At 73.7% G+C, this 18,107-nt stretch carries 14 protein-coding genes; 4 read left to right on the top strand and 10 right to left on the bottom strand.

Annotation, left to right across the window (positions count from 1 at the left end; genetic code table 11):
• Nucleotides 1–55: 55 nt before the first annotated feature.
• Complete coding sequence (locus A6F73_RS18440) at nucleotides 56–691, bottom strand: TetR/AcrR family transcriptional regulator (RefSeq protein ID WP_063348820.1); 636 nt, start codon at nucleotides 689–691, stop codon at nucleotides 56–58.
• 219 nt (nucleotides 692–910) lie between these two features.
• Here A6F73_RS18440 and A6F73_RS18435 point away from each other — a divergent pair, with 219 nt between their 5' ends.
• A complete protein-coding gene (locus tag A6F73_RS18435) occupies nucleotides 911–2,518 on the top strand; it encodes an MDR family MFS transporter (protein ID WP_063348819.1) in 1,608 nt (535 codons plus the stop codon).
• An 85-nt stretch (nucleotides 2,519–2,603) separates the two neighbouring features.
• Here the strand turns inward: A6F73_RS18435 and A6F73_RS18430 are convergent, their stop codons facing one another.
• The gene (locus tag A6F73_RS18430) at nucleotides 2,604–3,479 is read right to left on the bottom strand and encodes an A/G-specific adenine glycosylase (protein WP_063351300.1); all 876 of its coding nucleotides are present in this window, start codon (nucleotides 3,477–3,479) and stop codon (nucleotides 2,604–2,606) included.
• Between the two features lie 266 nt (nucleotides 3,480–3,745).
• On the opposite strand from A6F73_RS18430, the gene A6F73_RS40455 reads away from it, so the two are divergent.
• A complete protein-coding gene (locus A6F73_RS40455; RefSeq protein WP_063348818.1) occupies nucleotides 3,746–4,627 on the top strand; it encodes a hypothetical protein in 882 nt (293 codons plus the stop codon).
• 199 nt (nucleotides 4,628–4,826) lie between these two features.
• On the opposite strand, the gene disA is transcribed toward A6F73_RS40455, so the two are convergent.
• Both disA and radA read right to left on the bottom strand, forming a co-directional pair.
• Nucleotides 4,827–5,885, bottom strand: a complete 1,059-nt coding sequence (gene disA, locus A6F73_RS18420; protein ID WP_063351299.1) for a DNA integrity scanning diadenylate cyclase DisA — start codon at nucleotides 5,883–5,885, stop codon at nucleotides 4,827–4,829.
• A gap of 201 nt (nucleotides 5,886–6,086) precedes the next feature.
• Nucleotides 6,087–7,598 carry a DNA repair protein RadA gene (gene radA, locus A6F73_RS18415; RefSeq protein WP_063348817.1) on the bottom strand — a complete coding sequence of 504 codons (1,512 nt, stop codon included), beginning with the start codon at nucleotides 7,596–7,598 and terminating at the stop codon, nucleotides 6,087–6,089.
• A gap of 172 nt (nucleotides 7,599–7,770) precedes the next feature.
• Between radA and A6F73_RS42230 the strand changes: the two genes are divergently transcribed.
• Complete coding sequence (locus A6F73_RS42230) at nucleotides 7,771–9,645, top strand: hypothetical protein (protein WP_167745865.1); 1,875 nt, start codon at nucleotides 7,771–7,773, stop codon at nucleotides 9,643–9,645.
• 45 nt (nucleotides 9,646–9,690) lie between these two features.
• Here A6F73_RS42230 and A6F73_RS18405 read toward each other — a convergent pair whose 3' ends face one another.
• The 4 genes from A6F73_RS18405 to A6F73_RS18390 all read right to left on the bottom strand — a co-directional run bounded on the left by A6F73_RS18405 (nucleotide 9,691) and on the right by A6F73_RS18390 (nucleotide 15,510).
• Nucleotides 9,691–11,025: a DUF1254 domain-containing protein gene (locus A6F73_RS18405; protein ID WP_063348815.1), complete on the bottom strand. Its 1,335-nt coding sequence runs from the start codon at nucleotides 11,023–11,025 to the stop codon at nucleotides 9,691–9,693.
• A gap of 98 nt (nucleotides 11,026–11,123) precedes the next feature.
• Nucleotides 11,124–12,473: a DUF1254 domain-containing protein gene (locus A6F73_RS18400; RefSeq protein WP_063348814.1), complete on the bottom strand. Its 1,350-nt coding sequence runs from the start codon at nucleotides 12,471–12,473 to the stop codon at nucleotides 11,124–11,126.
• Between the two features lie 300 nt (nucleotides 12,474–12,773).
• Entirely contained in the window at nucleotides 12,774–13,823 is a 1,050-nt protein-coding gene (locus A6F73_RS18395) for a family 2 encapsulin nanocompartment cargo protein polyprenyl transferase (RefSeq protein ID WP_063348813.1), read from the bottom strand.
• A gap of 265 nt (nucleotides 13,824–14,088) precedes the next feature.
• Complete coding sequence (locus A6F73_RS18390) at nucleotides 14,089–15,510, bottom strand: family 2B encapsulin nanocompartment shell protein (protein ID WP_063348812.1); 1,422 nt, start codon at nucleotides 15,508–15,510, stop codon at nucleotides 14,089–14,091.
• 378 nt (nucleotides 15,511–15,888) lie between these two features.
• On the opposite strand from A6F73_RS18390, the gene A6F73_RS18385 reads away from it, so the two are divergent.
• On the top strand, nucleotides 15,889–16,968 hold the full coding sequence (locus A6F73_RS18385) for an ATP-grasp domain-containing protein (protein WP_063348811.1): 1,080 nt from the start codon (nucleotides 15,889–15,891) through the stop codon (nucleotides 16,966–16,968).
• A gap of 98 nt (nucleotides 16,969–17,066) precedes the next feature.
• On the opposite strand, the gene A6F73_RS18380 is transcribed toward A6F73_RS18385, so the two are convergent.
• Together A6F73_RS18380 and A6F73_RS18375 are read right to left on the bottom strand one after the other, a co-directional pair.
• Entirely contained in the window at nucleotides 17,067–17,612 is a 546-nt protein-coding gene (locus tag A6F73_RS18380; protein WP_244293433.1) for a methylated-DNA--[protein]-cysteine S-methyltransferase, read from the bottom strand.
• Between the two features lie 162 nt (nucleotides 17,613–17,774).
• The gene (locus tag A6F73_RS18375; RefSeq protein ID WP_063348809.1) at nucleotides 17,775–18,008 is read right to left on the bottom strand and encodes a hypothetical protein; all 234 of its coding nucleotides are present in this window, start codon (nucleotides 18,006–18,008) and stop codon (nucleotides 17,775–17,777) included.
• Nucleotides 18,009–18,107 lie beyond the last annotated feature (99 nt).

Below are 18,107 nucleotides of genomic sequence, written 5' to 3'. Positions count from 1 at the left end.
GCCCCGGCTACCGGTCCGCCCGCCTGCCCGACTGCCCGTCCGCCCGCCCGTCCGCTCAGGAGTGGGCGGGGGCCGGGTGGCCGATCCGGCCGCCGATCTCCAGCGCGATCTCCCGGGCCGCCCCGATCGCGTCCTCCAGGGTGGCCGCCGGCGGCCAGGACTCGCCCCACACGTTGTCGCCGTGGTCGCAGTCCGCGGTGTCCTGCTTGAGCAGGAACATCGCCGAGTGGACGGTGAACAGCGACATCGTGGCGCGCAGCCGCTCCCGGAAGTCGGCGTCCGGCCCGTGCACCAGCTGGATCATCGTGATCATGCGGTCCTTGAACGCCAGCCCGGCCGCGGACTCGCGCAGCGCGGGCTGGTTCTCGTGGAAGAAGCGCAGCAGCGGCGCCCGCTCGGCCATCCCGTCCGCGAAGCGGCGGATCAGCTCGTCGCGCATCTCCGGGCTCCAGGACTGCTGCCGACCCCACGCGATGGTCTCGTCGATCGGCGCGGCCATCCGCTCCACGATGCCCAGGACGATGTCGTCCTTGGTCTTGAAGTGGTAGTAGAGCGCGGCCTTGGTGACGCCGAGGCGGTCGGCGATCTCGCGCAGCGAGGTCTGCTCGTAGCCCTGCTCGGAGAAGAGCTCCAGGGACACCTCGATGATGCGGGACCGCGTGTCGCTGCGGGGGCTGTGCGGAGTGCCCATGGCCTGCCTCATGAGTGCGTCGGTGACTGCTGCGGACCCCGGTGGCGTCCGCCCCGGGCCTATTCTCCCTGCCCAGGCAGCCGGGCGGGAAACTGGCTTGACGACCGGCTAGTAAACAACTTACCGTGCCGACGGTCCACAAACTAGCCGGGCGTCAAGTAAGTGAATCACTGCGCGGCCTCCGCCCGTCCGAAACACCCCTCCGGGAGACACCACCTCATGTCACAGTCCAAGACCACCGGCCCGGTACCGGAGGAGAAGTCAGCCGAGGAGGAGCAGCCGCGGTCACCCCGCGAGATCCGCCTCGTCATGGTCGGCCTGGTCGTCACCATGCTGCTGGCCATGCTCGACAACCTGATCGTCGGCACCGCGATGCCGACCATCGTCGGCGACCTCGGCGGCGCCGAGCACCTGTCCTGGGTCGTCACCTCGTACACCCTGGCCACCGCCGCCTCCACCCCGATCTGGGGCAAGCTCGGCGACCTCTACGGCCGCAAGGGCACCTTCCTCACCTCGATCGTGATCTTCCTGGTGGGCTCGGCGCTGTCCGGCCTGTCGCAGAACATGAACGAGCTGATCGGCTTCCGCGCCCTCCAGGGCCTGGGCGCCGGCGGCCTGATGGTCGGCGTCATGTCGATCATGGGCGCGCTGGTCGCGCCGCGTGACCGCGGCAAGTACCAGGGCATGTTCGCCGCGGTCATGGCCCTCGCCACCATCGGCGGCCCGCTGGTCGGCGGCTTCATCACCGACCACCTGAGCTGGCACTGGACCTTCTACATCAACCTGCCGCTCGGCGTGATCGCGCTCGCCGTGGTCGTCGTCACCCTGAAGCTGCCGAAGGTCCGCAACAACGCCCGGATCGACTACTGGGGCGCCATCCTGCTCACGACGGGCATCACCTCGCTCGTCCTGATCACCACCTGGGGCGGCCAGCAGTACGACTGGGGCTCCAAGCAGATCCTGGGACTCGCCGCGCTCGCCGCCGCGACGCTGATCGCCTTCTGCTACGTCGAGCAGCGGGTGCAGGAGCCGATGCTGCCGCTGAGCCTGTTCAAGAACCTGAACTTCACCCTGGTCTCGATCATCGGCTTCATCGTCGGCTTCGTGATGTTCGGCTCGACCGTCTTCCTGCCGCTCTACCAGCAGATCGTCCAGGGCGCCTCGGCCACCAACTCCGGCCTGCTGCTGATGCCGATGATGTTCGGCATGCTGGTCGTCTCGCTGGTGGTCGGCCAGGCCGTCACCAAGACCGGCAAGTACCGGATATTCCCGATCATCGGCACCATCGTGATGACCGTCGGCATGGTGCTGCTCTCCACCATGGGCACCGCGACCAGCAGCTTCACCTCCGCCTGCTGGATGGTCGTGCTCGGTGCCGGCATGGGCTTCCTGATGCAGATCACCATGCTGGTCGCGCAGAACAGCGTCGAGCTCAAGGACATGGGCGTGGCCAGCTCCACCGCCACCCTGTTCCGCACCATCGGCGGTTCCTTCGGTGTCGCGCTGTTCGGCGCCCTGTTCAACAACCGGGTCACCGACACCATGAAGGAGCGGCTGGGCGACCACGCGGCGGCCGGCGGTGGCGGCGCCGTGAAGGACCCGGGCCAGATGAGCCCGGCGGACCTGCGCAAGCTCCCCGAGAACATCCAGGACGCCTACCACCACGCGGTGTCCAACGGCATGCACACCGTCTTCCTGTGGGGTGCGGGGGTGGCCGTGGTCGCGATCGCCGCCGCGGTGTTCATGCGCGAGGTGCCGCTGCGCGGTACCGGCACGGGCAAGGCGGACAAGTCCGCCGAGGCCTCGCTGGAGGCGGCGGCCGTCTGACCGCCCTCCCGCCGACACGACGGCGCCCCCGGAGGAATCCTCCGGGGGCGCCGTCCCGCGTTCGTGGCCGACTACTCGTGGCCGACTACTGGGGAAGTCGGTAGACGCCCTGCTCGACGGGCTCCACCAGGCCGTCCGCGACCAGGCCGTCCAGTGCCCGGGCCCGCTGCACCGCGTCCGGCCAGACCGCGTCCAGCCGGGCCTGCGGCACCGAGCCGTGCGACTCCCGCAGCACCGCGAGCAGCTTGCCGCGCACCTGCCGGTCCGTCCCCTCGTAGGTCTGGCCCCGCCGGGCCGGGCCCTCGTACGGCGGGCGGCCCGCCCGCTGCCAGGCGCAGTGGGCGAACAGCGGGCAGCCCCCGCACTCCGGGCCGCGCGCGGTGCAGACCAGCGCGCCCAGCTCCATCACGCCGACCGCCCAGGTGGCCGCGGTCTCGGCGTCGTCGGGCAGCAGCGCCGTCGCCGTGCGGCGCTCGGCGGCCGTGGTGGCCTGGGCCGGGTACTCGACGCCGGACACCGCGCGGGCGAACACCCGGCGGACGTTGGTGTCCAGCACCACGTGCCGCTGGCGGAAGGCGAAGGAGGCGACCGCGGCGGCCGTGTACTCCCCCACCCCGGGCAGCGAGAGCAGGGTGGCGTGGTCGTCCGGCACCTCGCCGCCGTGCTCCTCGGTGATCGCCACCGCGGCCGCGTGCAGCCGCAGCGCGCGGCGCGGGTAGCCGAGCCGGCCCCACATCCGGACCGCCTCGCCGGGCGCATCGGCCGCGAGGTCCGCCGGGGTGGGCCAGCGGGTCAGCCACGCCTCCCAGGCGGGCAGCACCCGCTTCACCGGGGTCTGCTGGAGCATGAACTCGCTCACCATGATCGCCCAGGGCGTCGCCTCGGGCGTCCGCCAGGGGAGGTCGCGCTTGTCGGCCTCGTACCAGTCGAGGACGGTCGCGTGCAGCAGCGGCAGCGGCATCGGCGGCCGGACGGCGTCCGGCGCGGCGCCTGCCGGGGGGACGGGGGCGGGGGTGACGGTGATGGCAGCCATGGCCCTTCGATCCTCCCATGTCGACGGGCGCGACCGAAGCGGAGAGAAGCGCTCCGGATACCCCCGTGGATCTCCCGGAAACTTACCGCTTCAGAGCTCCCTCGAACGGCGCAAATGGCGGATCATGTGAAGGAAGGGGCGACTGTGCGGTGTTGGTGCGTCAAGCGGCACACACAGTCTCGTAGAGTTTGGGCGTGCCCTCTCTGCGTCAACCCGTGGGACCGCTGCCGGCCTCGATCTACTGGCGTCGGCGCGTCGTCGTGCTCGTCGCCGTCGCGGCGGTCGCCGCCCTGATCGCCTGGCTGATGATCGATCAGGACGGGGGCGGTGACGGCGGCTCATCGAGCAAGGCCGCGCAGGCCGTTCCGTCCCAGAGCCAGACCCCCGCCCAGTCCATCACGCCCGGTGCGTCGCCGAGCGGCCCTGCGGCGCGCCCCGGCGGCGGCAGCGGCGGCAACGCGAGCGGCGGCCCGGTGGCCGGCTCCGGCGGCGGCGAGGTCAGCCTCAGCACCGGCGGCACCGGCGGCGGTGCCAACCCGGCTCCTGCCACCGGCGGGGGCACGGGTGGCGGCGCGGCGGCGGGCGGCGGTGCAGCCGGCAGTTCCGGCGGCGCGGGCGGCACGGGCGGCGGCGCCCCGGTGGTGAACACGCCCGAGGTGATGGCGCTTCCGGTCTGCGCCTCCTCGCAGGTCACCCTGGAGCTGGCCAGCGCGCAGAACTCGTACCAGCCCAAGGACAAGCCGCGGCTCTCGCTCACCGTGAAGAACGCCTCCGGCGCCAACTGCCGGGTGGACCTGGGCCGGGCGGCCTCCGCGATCACCGTGACCGCCAGCAACGGCGACCGGGTCTGGTCCTCGGGCGACTGCCCGTCCGACCGCGGCAGCAGCTGGGTGCAGATCCCGGCCAACAACGGCCTGACCGAGACGTTCACCTGGGACCGCAGCCGCAGCAAGCCGCAGTGCGCCACCGCCGACCCGGCGCCCCCCGCGGCGGGCACCTACCTGGTGGTCGCCGACCTCACCGGGCTCTCCGGCGGCCAGGTCTCGGCGCGCTCCTCGATCCGCCTGGACAGCTGAACCACCCTCAACTCGACTCGAAGCCCCCGGCCGACGCGGCCGGGGGCTTCGGCGCCTCACGGGCCGGTCGGGGTGCGCCGGTCGGGGTGGCTCGACGAGGGGGGACTCGACGGGGTGACTCGGCGGGGTGCACGACGGCCCCCGGGGCGTTCCCCGGGGGCCGTGCGCGGCGGTGCGTCAGGTCGGACGTGGCGCCTGGTCAGACGTAGCGCTCCAGGATGGACGATTCGGCCAGCCGGGACAGGCCCTCGCGGACCGAGCGGGCCCGGGTCTCGCCGACGCCCTCGACCGTCTGCAGGTCGTCGATGCTGGCGGCGAGCAGCTTCTGCAGGCCGCCGAAGTGCTCGACCAGGCGCTCTATCACCGTGTTGGGCAGGCGCGGGATCTTCGCCAGCAGCCGGTAGCCGCGCGGCGAGACCGCGGAGTCCAGCGACTCCGGGGAGCCCGAGTAGCCGAGCGCCTTGGCGACCGTCTGAAGGTCCAGCAGCTCGGCGTGGGTGAGCGCCTCCAGGTCGGCCAGCACCTCGTTGACCGTCCGGCCCTTCTTGGCGGCCCGCTCCGGGAAGTAGTCCCGGGCGACCAGTTCGCGCTCCGGCTCCACGCCCGCGATCAGCTCGTCCAGCTGGAGCGAGAGCAGCCGGCCGTCGATACCGAGTTCCAGCACGTAGCCGGCGATCTCGGTGGCGATCAGCCGGACCATCTCCAGCCGCTGGGCGACGGCGGTGACGTCCCGGACCGTCACCAGGTCCTCGATCTCCAGCGCCGACAGCGTGCCGGCCACCTCGTCCAGGCGCAGCTTGTAGCGCTCCAGGGTGGCCAGCGCCTGGTTGGCGCGGGACAGGACGGTGGTGGAGTCCTCCAGCACCCGGCGGGTGCCGTTGACGTACATCGCGATCAGCCGCATCGAGTGCGAGACCGCCACCACCGGGAAGCCGGTCTGCCGGTTGACCCGCTCCGCGGTGCGGTGGCGGGTGCCGGTCTCGTCGGTGGGGATCGTGGAGTCCGGCATCAGGTGCACGCCGGCCCGGACGATCTTGGTGATGTCCTTGTCCAGCACCACCGCGCCGTCCAGCTTGCACAGCTCGCGCAGCCGGGTCGCGGTGAACTCGACGTCCAGGACGAAGCCGCCGGTGCAGATCGACTCGACCGTCTTGTCGAAACCGAGCACGATCAGGCCGCCGGTGTTGGCCCGGAGCACCCGCTCCAGGCCGTCGCGCAGCCCCGTGCCGGGTGCGATGGCACTGAGGGAGGCCCGCAGCAGGGCCTCCTCACGGGAGGCCTTGTCCGCCCCCCGGTCGCTGGCTGCCACGTGACTCCTCCGGTCGACCCCGTGCCGCGCGCCTCGCGCCGTGCGCCGGTCCGCGGTCTGTTGCTCTGTCGCTCAGTACCGCTCGGTACTGCCTTCTGGCCAATGAGACTGGGGAAAGTCTAACTGCGTGCGGCATCGACAGGGCTTGGGTCAGCGCAGTTCGTCGGAGTCGACCGGCTCCCAGCCCTCCATCAGCTCCTCCGGGTGCGCGACGACCCGGGCCGCGCGCGGGGCCGGCGGCGCCGACGGCGCCTCAGCACGCGCCTCAGCGCGCGGCTTGGCGGCGGCCCGGCGGCGGCCCGGGATGGCCCGCAGCGCTTCGCCGATGTCGGCCACCTCGACCACCTTCATGCCCGGCGGCACCTTGCCCGGATCCGGCGGGACGAGGGCGTGCGTGAAGCCCAGCCGGTGCGCCTCGGCGAGCCGCCGCTGCACCCCCGTCACCCGCCGTACCTCGCCCGCCAGGCCGACCTCGCCGATCGCCACCAGGTTGCTGGGCAGCGGGGTGTCCGAGGAGGAGCTCGCCACCGCGAGCGCGATCGCGAGGTCGGCGGACGGCTCGCTCAACTTCACCCCGCCCACCGTCGCGGTGTAGATGTCCTGTTTGCCGAGCTTCACCCCGCCGTGCCGCTCCACCACGGCCAGGATCATCGCGATCCGGGGCGACTCCAGGCCCGAGGTGGTGCGCCGCGGGGACGGGATCTGCGAATCCACCATCAGCGCCTGCACCTCCGCCACCAGCGGGCGCTTGCCCTCCAGGGTGACGGTGAGGCAGGTGCCCGGGACGGGCTTGTCACGCCTGGTCAGGAAGAGGCCGGACGGATCGGCCAGGCCGACGATGCCCTCGTCGTGCAGCTCGAAGCAGCCCACCTCGTCGGTGGCGCCGTAGCGGTTCTTGATCCCGCGGATGAGCCGCAGCCGGGCGTGCCGGTCCCCCTCGAAGCTGAGCACCACGTCCACCAGGTGCTCCAGCAGGCGCGGGCCGGCGATCTGGCCGTCCTTGGTGACGTGGCCGACCAGCAGCGTCGCCATGCCGCGCTCCTTGGACACCCGGATCAGCGCGCCCGCCACCTCGCGGACCTGGGCCGGACCGCCGGGGGCGCCGTCCAGCTCGGCGGAGGCGATGGTCTGCACCGAGTCCAGGATCAGCAGACCGGGGTTGACCGCGTCGATGTGCCCGAGCACCGCGCCGAGGTCGGACTCGGCGGCGAGGTAGAGGTGCTCGGAGAGCGCGTTGATCCGGTCGGCGCGCAGCCGGACCTGACCGGCCGACTCCTCGCCGGTGACGTAGAGCGTGCGGTGCCGGTCGGTGGCGGCCTTGGCCGCGACGTCCAGCAGCAGGGTGGACTTGCCGACGCCGGGCTCGCCGGCCAGCAGGACGACCGCGCCGGGGACCAGCCCGCCCCCGAGCACCCTGTCCAGCTCCGGCACGCCCGTCGAGCGGGCCGTCGCGACCTGGCCGTCCACCTGGCCGATCGGACGGGCCGGCGAGCTGACCGGGCCCGCGGCGGTCGTCCGGATCGGCACCGCGCCGTACTCCTCGACCGTGCCCCAGGCGTTGCACTCCGGGCAGCGGCCGACCCACTTGGGCAGTTGGTTGCCGCACTCGGTGCAGCGGTACGCCGGGCGCGGCTTGGCGGTGGTCTTGGTACGGGCAGCCATGCGGCCCACCGTAGCGCCTGGGTCCGACAACGCCCTGCTCCGCCGGAACCGGGCCCGAACTCCACCGGAACCGGGCCCAAACCCACACAGATGGGCGATGTTGTTACCCGAAAGAAGTACATACACGGCGAATGGCCGAGGTACGCCGCCCGCCGTCTCTACCGTCGGACGGGTGACAACGCGTACTGAAGGGCCGCCGGCCGCCGTGCTGGCGGCGTACGACCGGCAGGTGGACGGCCTGTTCACCTACTGTCTCTCGGTGCTGTGCGAGCACGACGCGGCCGCCGGCGCCCTGCGCGAGGCCCGCGAGCTGGCACGGCGGCACGGCGCCCGGCTGACCGAGCCCGGGTTGGTCCGGGCCTGGCTGTTCTCACTGGCCCGGTACTGCTGCCTGCGGCGGCTCGCGGACGGCGCCGGGCGGGACGCCACGGCGGAGCCGACCGAGGCCGAGGCGGCCCGGCGGCGGCGCGAGCTGGCCTCGCTCGCCTGGCCGGAGGCGGCCGGCACCGACCCGGAGCAGCGCGAGGCGCTGGAGCTGTCCGTCCGGCACCGGCTGACCCCGCACGAGGTGGCGGCGGTGCTGGGCCTGCCGTTCGAACGGACCCGCGCGCTGCTCGCCGCCGCCGAGGCGGAGGTGGCCCGGACCAGGGCGGCGCTGCTGGTGCTCGGGGTGGGCAGCTGCCCGGAGCTGGACCGGCTCGGCGGGGCCGGGGCGGAGTCCTGGCGGGACTGGGTGCTCGGCCCGGCGCTGCGCCGGGAGCTGGTGCAGCACGTGGTGGACTGCCCGACCTGCCGGGGGACGGCGGAGCGGGTGGCCGGCGAGGTGGCGGAGGGCGCGGCGGGGCTGTCCGGGCTGCCGTTGCTGGCGGCGCCCGCCCCGGCCCCGGCGCCCGCCCCGGTGCCCTCGGGCGAGGGAGGCGAGGGAGCGGCGTACCTGCCGTCGGCGGCCGGTGCGGTGCGGCGGGCGGGGGCGGCGCCGGTGGCCGAGTCGGGGCTGCGGTTCGACCAGGGCGGCTTTCCCCGGCACCGGGCGCCGGACGCGGGCCGGGCGCTGGCGGTGCGTCGGCGGGTGGTGACCACCGGGGTGCTCGCGGCCGTCCTGGCGGCGCCGGTGGTCGCCCTGTGGGCGGGGCACCGGAGCAGCGGGGAGGGGACGGCGGCCGCGGTGTCCACGGTGCGGGTGGAGAAGGCCGGGCGGACGGGCGGGCAGCAGCCGTCGAAGCCGTGGCCGGCGGCGGGCACGACGGCGGGCATGGGGGTGCCGGGGGTGCCGGGGATGGAGTTGGCGGGTGCGGGGGCGGGGGGTGCAGAAACGTTGCCCCTCGGCTTTCCACGGCTGACTCTCCAGGGCCCGGCGGTCCCGGTACCGGCCCACGGGGCGACCCCGATCGGCAGTCCGACCCTGGTCGCCGCGCCCGCACCCGCCGTCGGCCAGGCACCCGCGCCCGGCGGCGGCCCGGGCGGCGCCGAACCGGCCCCGGCCGGGCTGCTCACCGTCGAGGCCGCCGAGTACGGCAGCCGGACCGTCCTCACCCTCACCGACTCCGGCACCACCGAGATCCATTGGCACGCCGTGACGGACGCCGGCTGGCTGCGGCTCAGCCGCGACTCCGGCACCCTCGCACCGGGCCAGCGGATCACCGTGACCGTCACCGTGGACGAGGACCTCGCGCCCACCGCACACTGGACCGCCCGGATCGCGCTGCCGCCCTCGCAGGCGGTGGTCACCCTGGAGGGCGGACCGCACAACCGGGGCGGCTCGGCCTCCTCCCCCGCTGCTCCGGGGACGTCGGCATCGGCGTCGGCGTCGGCCACGACGGACCCGCAGCCGAGCAGTTCCCCGCAGCCGTCGGTGCCGGCCACGGCGGCTCCGTCCCCGTCGGGGTCGCCGTCGTCCTCCGCTCCCTCGCCGTCGCCGTCCTCCTCGGCGTCGTCCTCGCCTTCGCCTTCGTCGTCAGCATCGGCATCGGCATCGGCGTCCGCGCACCCGTCCTCGCCACCGCCCTCGGGCACCCCGACGGGCACCGCGACCCCGGCTCCGCACTGAGCGTCCGGTGTCCCCCTCGACGTCCGCGTCCGGCGGCGTCGGCGGTCAGCTCCGGTCGATCGGCGGCACCCGGTAACTGCCGTCCAGCACGGCCGGCTTCGGCTGGTAGAGCCGGATGATCGGCCGGAACTCGCCGACCGGGGCGGGCAGCCAGTTGGCCGCCTCCACCTCGTCCTCGGGCTGCTCGTGCTGGAGCGTCAGGGTGAGCGAGCCGTCCGCGCCGTACACCAGGCCCGGGGTGCGGTCGCCGATCGTGTAGCGCTCGATCGGGTTGTCCACCAGGTAGTAGTCCGGCAGCGCGTACATCGTGACGGACCAGAACGCCTCGGCCGGCGGTGGCTGGTCGAACCGCAGCGTGTAGCGGTGCGCGCCGCTGAGCGGGCGGCCGCCGGAGTCGTCGTAGGTCATCGCGAACGAGGCCTCGTAGGCGTGGTTGCCCCAGAGGCCGGCCCGGGCGGCGGCGGCCCGGCTGAGGTAGCCGGCGCGGCGGTCGGGGATGCGCCACTCGGGGTCGTCGAGGGTGCCGGGGCCCAGGTGGTCGATGTTGTAGTCGAACAGGTGGAGCGCCGAGCGCCACTCGCCGGGCGGGTGGTCCTCGGGCGGGCGGGTGGCGTCCTCGACCCGTTCGCGGCCTGCGGCCAGGCCCTTGGCCAGCGCGAGGGTCCAGTCCGCGGCGGCCGCACGGTACGGCGAGGTGCCCTCGTCGAGCAGGCCGAGCGGGGCGAAGCGCTGCTGGTACTCGACGTCCGGACCGGCCGGTGGGAAGGCCTGCATCCAGACCCGAAGCCGTTCGAAGAAGGCCAGCCGCTCGGGCACCTCCGGATCGGGCTCGGGCAGTCCGGCGACCAGCCCGCCGGGCTCCAGCGGCTCCAGGGTGAGGGCCTTCTGGAGGGCCTTGACCCGGCGGAGGTCGTCCGGCCCGGTGCAGGCGAAGCGGCCGACGATGGTCGCCACCGTGGTCGGCGCCTCGATCACCCGGGCCGGGTCGGACGGGGTGCCGTGCCAGCCGGGCGGGACGATCAGCCAGGTCTGCTCGCCGGTGCCGGTGGCACGGCTGCCGACGTAGGCGACGTTGTCCGTCCACGCGCCGACGACCTGCAGCACGTAGTAGGCGCCCGCGGTGTCCGGGACGCGCAGCACCTGCGGGCCCTCGGAGAGGTCGAGCTGGGCGATCGAGTAGAGGGTGTCGTTGTTGACCGAGACGAAGTGGTCCTTGGGCCCGGCCAGCCGGGTGGCGTGGCTGAAGTGGTTGAACGACGCCGCCGGCAGGGTGCCCAGGCCGCCCCGGGAGAAGCGCTCGACCATGGTGAGGTCGGCGACGATCGGGTAGCCGTAGACGTAGGCGTCGGCGGCCAGGGCCTCCAGCTCGGGGTGGTTCATCGGGGTGTCCTTCGTCCGGTCGGCGCGGTCTCTGCGGTGCGGATCCCTGCGGTGCGGATTTCTGCGGTGCGGATTTCTGCGCTGCGGGTCAGCTCGGGTCAGCTCGGGTCGAGCGGCGGGAGGTGCCAGCGGCCGTCGAGGACGGACCGGTCCGGGCCGTGGAGCCGGACGACGACCGTGAACGGGCCGTCCGGGGCGGGCAGCCAGTTGGCGGAGTGCTGGGCGTCGGCGGGCCGCTTGTGCCGGAGGTGGAGGGTGAGCCCGCCGTCCGGGTCGCGGACCAGGCCGGGGGTGCGGTCGCCGATCGCGTAGCGGTCCAGGGTGTTGTCGACCAGCAGGCGGTCCGGGAGCGCGTACATGGTGGCGGACCAGAAGTACCGGGCCGGCGGCAGGTCGTCCGGGCCGAAGCGGACGGCGTAGTCGCGGTCGCTGGCGTTCGGCGGCCGGTTGCCCGCGCTGTCCGCCGCCCAACCGCCGCACCAGACTTCCTCGGTGGGCAGCCCGTAGCGGCCGAGCCTGGCGCCGAGGGCCTGGCGGAGGAAGTCCCCGCCGATCCGCTCACGGGTGCCGAAGAGTGCGGCCGGGGTGGTGGGTTCGGATTCGGCGGCGGCGCGCTCCAGCCGTGCGCGGCCGTCCGCGATGCCGCGCTCGATCTCGGCCCGGACCTCGATCGGCAGCGTGGCGGGCTCGAACTCGCCGCGCCCGTCGACGCCGAGGTCGGTGAGGCGGCCGCGCAGGTCGACCTCGGCGGGCGGCAGCTCGACGGGCCCGCGGAGCGGGAAGAAGCCGAGCAGGAAGTCGAGGAAGCTGAGGAACTCGACGGTGTCCAGCACCTCCTCGCGCCAGACCGGCCAGACCGGCTCCGGCGCGGGGGCGGGCGCCGGGGTGCCGGCGTACTCGTGCAGCGGGCGCAGCCGGTACTGCTGCTGGACGGCCTTCAGTTCGCCGATGTCCGCGGGGGTGTCGCCGGTGAGGTGGGTGCGGCCGAGGATGCCGACCAGGCGGGTGGCGGTGCGGAGCACGCCCCGGATGCCGGGCGGGGGATCGCCCTGCCAGTCGGGGCCGGCCACCAGGTAGTCGCCGGCCTCCTGGCCGGTGCTCCGGGCACCGACGAACCCGGCGTACACGGTGTCGAGTTCGTGCAGCGGGAGGACGTAGTAGCGGTCCGCGGCCGGGACGGACACCACCCACGGTTCGGCGCGCAAGTCGAGCCAGGCCCAGGAGTGCGGGGTGTCGTTGTCGGGGGAGGCGACGTCGGTGTCGGCCGGGGTGAACGGCTGCGAGCGGTGGCGGAAGACGCCGAAGCCGCCGACGTACCCCGGGTCCGCGTCGTCCAGTGCCTGCGCGTACAGGGTGCGGTAGTTCTGCAGGATCGGGTAGGCACGGATCCAGGCCTCGGCGGCGGTCGCGCGGATCGTGGCCGGGTCCACGAGTGCCGGGTTGGCCATGCTCGTCGCTCTCCCCAGTGCACGGAAGGCCGGCGGCGCAGGCGCGCACCGGAATTCGGGACATACGAGTACATAGGGGATGCTATGCGGGGTGGGGCGGGTCAGCATGTCGGGTGGCCCGACGCTTCCCGGGCGCCCGCCGGCCACCAGCTACCGGCGCTGACACGGGTACGGGTGCGGGTGCGGGCGCCGGGCCCGGAGTGGGAAGTCGGACCGGCCGACTTCCCACTCCCGACGAGTCCGGTCAGCCGAGTCCGGCCGGACCAGCCCGGTCGGACGAGCCCGGTCGGACGAGCCCGGTCAGTGGCTGCGGCGGGTGACCAGTTCGGCCAGCACCAGCAGTTCGTCGGCCGCCGACGGCTCCGGGACGGCCGTGGCCAGCTGCGCCATCGCCGCCGCCATCCGCTCGCAGGACTCGCCCTGCGCCCAGCCGCGGCCGCCGGCGCCTTCGACGGACGCCGCGCACTGCGCCAACTCCTCAGGGCTGAGCTGGCGTTCGAGGGCGTACAGCCCGGCGAGCCGGGCCCCCTCGGGGGTGCCGGAGCCCAGCGCCGCGACCACCGGCAGCGACTTCTTCCGGGCGACCAGGTCCGCGCCCACCGGCTTGCCGGTCACCGCCGGATCGCCCCAGATGCCGATCAGGTCGTCGATCAGCTGGAACGCCAGGCCGATCTCCCGGCCGAAGCCGTCCATCGCCTGCGCGGCCTCCTCCGACCCGCCGCCGTACAGGGCGCCCATCGCGCAGGCGGCGCCGAGCAGGGCGCCGGTCTTGGCCTCCGCCATCGCCAGGCACTCGGCGAGCGAGACGTCGCTGCGCTGCTCGAAGGCGCAGTCGATCTGCTGGCCCTCGCACAGCTCGACCACGCAGTCGGTGAGCCGGCGGACCGAGCTCCGGGCGGCCGGGTGGGCGTCCTCGGCGAGCAGGCGCAGCGCCAGCGAGTGCATGGCGTCCCCGGCCAGGATGGCCTCGGTGGTGCCGAACACCCGCCAGGCGGTGGGCCGGTGGCGGCGCGTCTCGTCCCGGTCGATGACGTCGTCGTGGAGCAGCGTGAAGTTGTGCACCAGCTCGACGGCGGCGGCCGCGGCGGTGGCCTCGGCGGTCGTGCCGCCGAGTGCCTGGGTGGCGGCGAGGACCATGGCGGGCCGGATCGCCTTGCCGGAGGGGGCGTCGGCGGGCGAGCCGTCCGCCTCCCACCAGCCGAAGTGGTAGCCGGCGACCTTGCGCATCGCGCCCGGCAGTGAGTCGACGGCGGCCCGCAGGACCGGGTCGACCAGGTTGCGGGCCCGGGCGAGGACGTCCGCCGCCTCGTTCCCCTCTTTGTGGTCCCGCTCCAGTGTGGAGCTCGTCATGGGTTTCTCCCCCTGTCGGCCTGCGGTGAGGCGGCCTGGTGTGAGGTGCCGGTCGTGGGTCGGCCGACCCGGTCGGTGGCCGGGTCGGCCGACGGCCGGCCCGCTTTCCGGACGTGCCGCGGCGCGCCGCCCGGCCGGGGTGTGGGTGCCCCGGCCGGGCGGCGTGGAATTCCGACCGGCTCCGGTCGGCCGGTGCCCGGGCCTGGGCGCGTGCCCGGATATCGCGCGCCCGGGCCGGAATGGTTGAGACTCGCCCGGACAGGGCCTAGCGCTGCGCGACGTCCACGTTCTCCAGGACGCCGACCGCGTCCGGGACCAGAATCGCGGCGGAGTAATAGGCGCTGACCAGGTAGGAAATGACGGCCTTGTCGTCGATTCCCATGAACCGCACCGAAAGGCTCGGCTGGTACTCGTCCGGAATTCCGGTCTGGTGCAGGCCGACGACGCCCTGGTTGTCCTCGCCGACGCGCAGCGCCATGATCGAACTGGTGTGCCCGCCGATGACCGGGATCTTGTTGCACGGGAAGACCGGCACCCCGCGCCAGGCCGTGACGTGCTTGCCCTCGACCTCGACCGTGCCGGGGACGAGGCCGCGCTTGTTGCACTCGCGGCCGAAGGCGGCGATGGCCTTGGGGTGGGCGAGGAACATCTTGGTGCCGCGGCGGCGGCTGAGCAGCTCGTCCATGTCGTCGGGGGTGGGCGGGCCGGAGTGGGTCTGGATCCGCTGGTCGTACGCGGCGTTCTCCAGCAGGCCGAACTCGGGGTTGTTGACGAGCTCGTGTTCCTGGCGCTCGCGCAGCGCCTCGATGGTCAGCCGGAGCTGGTGCTCGGTCTGGTTCATCGGCTGGTTGTAGAGGTCGGCGACGCGGGAGTGCACCTTGAGGATGGTCTGCGCGACGCTCAGCTCGTACTCGCGGGGCTTGAGCTCGTAGTCCACGAAGGCGCCGGGCAGCTCGTACTCGCCCCGGTGCCCGGCGGAGAGGTCGATCGCGGCCTCGCCGTGCTTGTTCTGCGCCTGCTGGAAGCCGTTCAGGTACTCGATGACCTGCAGTTGCAGGGCCTCGGAGCGGTCGTGGAGCTCCTGGAAGGCGGGCCAGGAGAGCGCCATCACGGTGCCGGAGGTGGCGGCCCGGACGGTGTACGGCCAGGTGCCCTCCTCCTGCTGGAGGGCCTCGTCGCCGAGGTGGTCGCCGTCGGCGAGGGTGCCGACCACCGTCTCCTCGCCGTACTTGCCGGTGCCGAGCCGTTCGAGCTTGCCGTGCGCGATGAGGAAGACCTCGTTGATCGCCGCGCCGGCAGAGACCAGTACGTCGCCGGCGGCGAACTCCCGCTGCACGAAGCGCCCGGCCAGCTCCGTCAGGACGGCCTCGTCCTGGAAGCCGTGCAGCACCGGCACCTCGGCCAGCGTCGGCGGGACGATCCGCACCTCGGAGCCGGTCTTGACGAAGCTCACCCGACCGCGGCCGACCGAGTGGCGCAGGCGGCGGTTGACCCGGTAGGTACCGCCGGACACCTGCACCCAGGGCAGCGTCTTGAGCAGCCAGCGCGGGCTGATGCCCTGCATCTGCGGCGCGGACTTGGTGGTCGTGGCGAGGTTCCGCGCACCCGCCGTGCTCAGACTCTGCTGCTGCCGGATCTCCGGTTGCGCGCTGGGCGCGGGAACACCGGCATTGGTTTCGGTCGACATAGGGGGAGCCCTTCGCATGCCCGATGAAGTGTCGCCTTGCACATTCATGTTGCAGCTTCATGGTGGGCCCATTCGGGTGCATGCCGCAATCACTCATTCGAGTGGTTCGGGATAACCGAACAAATAGTACGACTGGATCACCCGATCGATATCTGTTCGATTGATTATTCGAACTTATCGGGAATACCGCCTCCCATCCTCCCCCATCGACACCCCCTCCGTCGCCACCCCTTGACACCCGCACGCCCGGCACCCCTCCCGTCCGGGCCCGGGGAGCCGGCCGCTAAGGTGCCACCTCACAGGGCCCCCAGGCCAGTTGACGAGCACGGCCGACCACGAGCCCTGACCCTTCGTCACCCCATGCCCTGGGAGGCAGTCTTGACAGCCCCCGTCCGTGTCTGGCTCAACCGCACCTACGCCGAGAACGTCTTCTTCATCGAACAACTCCGCACCGCTCCTCGCCCGGTGGCGGTCCACGCGACCCACGCCGACCCCGACTCCCCGGTGCTCGCCGCCGCCGACCACGGCACCCTGGAACCCGCCGACCTGCCCGCCGACGCCTACGTCGGCTACGCGCTCGACTACTGCGCCCGGCACTCCATAACCGTCTTCCTCCCGCAGCTGCACCAGCTCGCCATCGCCCTCGCCCGGCCGGAGTTCGAGGCGATCGGCACCACCCTGCTCTGCCCGCCGGCCACCGCCATCGCCACCTACACCAGCAAGGCCGACGGCTACCGGGCGATCGCCGCCGCCGGACTGCCCACCCCGCCCTGGTGGCGGGTGCGCACCGCCGACGAACTGCTCGACGCCGTCGGCCGGATCGAGGCCGCCGGGCACACCGCCTGCCTCAAACCCACCACCGGCGCGGGCGGCACGGGCTTCCGGGTGCTCACCCGGGAGCCGTACGGGCCACGGCGGCTTCACGGCTGGGACCACCGGGTCCAGGTCGAGCAGGTGGCCGCCGCCCTGTCCGCCGGACCGGGCGCGGGGGACGAGGGGGACGAGCCCGTCGACCTGCTGGTGATGCCCTACCTGGACGGGCCGGAGGTCTCGGTGGACTGCCTCGCCGACCGGGCCGGCCACCCGCTCACCGTGGTCGGCCGCACCAAGGAGGGCCGCCGCCGCGGCTTCACCGCCGACCCGCGGTACCTGGAGCCGGTCCGGCGCCTGGTCGGGGCGAGCCGGATGGCGTACCTGTCCAACATCCAGTTCCGCGAACTGGCCGGGCGACCGGTGGTGATCGACGTCAACACCCGGCCCGCCGCCGGGCTCCACCAGCTGCGGCTGTGCGGCCTCAACCTGCCCTGGGACGCCGTCCGGCTGGCGCTCGGCGAACGGCCGGAACCCACCGGGGTGGATCCGGACGTGCACGGCGTCGAGTACACCCTGGTCTCCGGCATCCAGCCGGTGCGGCCGCGCCGGGCGCCGGGCGCCGTCTCCCTCGTCCGGCAGCGGTAGTCCGGACCCGACGGCGGGCGGCTCGTACGTGGCTCATGCGAGACTCACACGTGGCTCTTGTGGGGCTCGGTGCGGCCGCGCCGACGGCAACCCCGGTGCTACAGCGGGCCGTTCCAGTCGAGCGTCGGCTCCAGCACGCCCTCCAGGGTGAGCAGCCAGCGCTTCACGTCGATCCCCACCCGGCCGCCGCCGAAGCCGCCGATCCCGTCCGCCGCCACCACCCGGTGGCAGGGCACCAACAGGGCGACGGGATTGGCGGCCATCATCTGGCCGACCGTCCGCGCCGCCAGGCCGGGCTCGGCCACGTCCTCGAACACCCCGCTGAGGACCGCCAGTTCGCCGTAGGTGATGGTCCGGCCGTACGGCACCTCCTGCCAGAGCGTGCGCAGCACGGTGCGGTGCGGGCCGGAGCTCAGGCTCCAGTCGATCGGCAGGCCCAACTCACGGCTGCGGCCCGCCAGATAGGCGCCGATCCGGTCCCGGACGGCGGCGGTCTTCGACGCGTCGGTGCACGGCGGCAGTTCGCCGTCCCGCCCGCCGTACCCGGCCGCCGCCACGCCCAGCGGCGTCACGGCGATGTGCATCGGGCCGCTGGGCAGCGGCGTCTCCACCGTCAGCCAGGACATCGACCAGGACTGCGGCACGCTCGGGCCCCCACCCTCCGCCGGACCGGCCGCCGGCCACTCCGGCGCCCGCGGGGCGCGCGACCTCCGCCCGCCCCGCACGCCATCGTACGGCGGGCGGGGCGGCGCGCCTCCGGCGTCGGCGGGCACCGGGGCCGTCGGCTGCGGCGGACAGCGGGGCCGTCAGCGCCGCCCCTTCAGCTCGGCCGCGAGCGCCCGGGACCAGTGCGACAGCTCGGCGCGGTCCGGCGCCCGGCCCTCGCACAGCAGGGTGAGCTGCGCGTCGTTGATCCGGTTCGGCCCCGGGATCTCCAGCAGGTACGCCAGCTCCGCCAGTACGGTGGCGAGCCGCTCGGCGTCCGTGCGGTCCAGGGTGGCCGCGGACTCGTGGTGGCTGATGGTGAGCGAACCGGGCATGGTCAAACCTCCTCCGTCCACCCCCGCTCCCTCCACGGTACGACCGGTCCGGCCGCGGCGCCCGCCGCGGGCGGCGGGGGTGCGGCGGCCGGACCTGGT

The sequence above is a fragment of the Streptomyces sp. MJM8645 genome (assembly GCF_001625365.1).
In the GTDB taxonomy this organism is placed as follows: Bacteria; Actinomycetota; Actinomycetes; order Streptomycetales; family Streptomycetaceae; genus Kitasatospora.
Note: the sequence above shows the minus strand (reverse complement) of the source record. Positions and strands in the feature narration are given on the sequence as shown.